The 1,251-nt window shown below is 45.6% G+C and carries 1 protein-coding gene; it reads right to left on the bottom strand.

All coding sequences use genetic code 11. The features are described from left to right. Positions 1–24: 24 nt before the first annotated feature. A complete protein-coding gene (locus A3773_RS16750; protein WP_067988640.1) occupies positions 25–1,167 on the bottom strand; it encodes an IS4 family transposase in 1,143 nt (380 codons plus the stop codon). Between the last annotated feature and the right edge of the window lie 84 nt (positions 1,168–1,251).

Here is a 1,251-nt window from a genome sequence, read left to right as displayed (position 1 = left end):
CACTGCTGTCCCACAATTTTTTAATCATAAAGGGATCCTCATCTGAGGGTCCCTTTTTTGCCGCTCTGGCGGTGACGGGTTTAGCAACTCTTTCAGAGCTTTTCGTTCAAATAAGCTTAGTTGAAGAATCCGCATTATTCTCTGTACGGTCCACCCCTTTTTCGCACAGTGCCGCGCATACGCTAACAAGAGATAGCTGATCATTGCGATCCAGATCTGCGTCATGACTGCATTTTGGGAACTACCTAAAAATGCTTTAATTTTCAGGTTTTGCTTAATCGCTTTGAAGAACAGTTCCACCTGCCAACGGTCTTTATAAATAGCCGCAATTGTGCTGGCAGCTAATTTGAAGTTATTAGTTATAAAACGATACTGTCGCTTGGTTTCAGGGCAGGTAAATCCCACTAGGCGCAACTTGGGCGCGCCTTGTTTTTGGGCGTGCTGACTGGTTAGCCTAATACTCTGGTCATAATCAACACCTGCGCTTTGATGGTGTTCGATAACCTCATAGACCGCATTGGGTCTTAAGCGAGTCACGAAGCTAACTTCTTGTTTTGACAGTAATCCGTACCAGCTGTAGTCGTTATACCCCTTATCAAATGCAACAATACTGCCTTTCGGAAAACGGAACTGACGGCCTTTGATTAGCTCGCTTTCCAGCCCGTGGCTGAGGGCAGTAAACTCAGGAATGAGTGAGGCGTTATTCAACCCGACATGTAGTTTCATAGCCGCTTTAGTTTGGTGGCACTGTGCCCATGGAAAGAGCTTGAGAGACAGGTCGATCACGCTGGCATCTAATGAATAGAGAGGGTTTTTAAAGCGGAACTTATGGTTATTATCTCTTAATGAACAGCGCTGTAGTAGTTTATAAAAGACAGCTTCATAAAGTTCAGCGGGTTGTTTTTCGTTCAGGCGAGCTAATGTTGTTCTGGCGATGGGTTTGGCGCCCAGATGATAAAGCTTGTGCTGCTGGCTGCGTAGACTGGATTCAATATCACGCAGGCTTTGACGGCCAGAAAGTTGTGACATGGACATCCCAATGAACTGATCCCAGCGAGATGCTGAACGTAATTTTTGCCCCTGGTGATGTTGTTTTGCAAGCGCCTCGAATTCATGTCTCGGCAGAGGTTGCAGCAACTGATGAAAAGCGGTGTTATGATGTGACAAAGCCTGAGTCCTTTGGTTTAACTGGTGTGTGGTAACAACAGTTTACCAGTGGATCTCAGGCTTTTTCATTTACCATCCAAAACT

Source organism: Neptuniibacter pectenicola, assembly GCF_001597735.1.
Lineage (GTDB): Bacteria > Pseudomonadota > Gammaproteobacteria > Pseudomonadales > Balneatricaceae > Neptuniibacter > Neptuniibacter pectenicola.
Note: the sequence above shows the minus strand (reverse complement) of the source record. Positions and strands in the feature narration are given on the sequence as shown.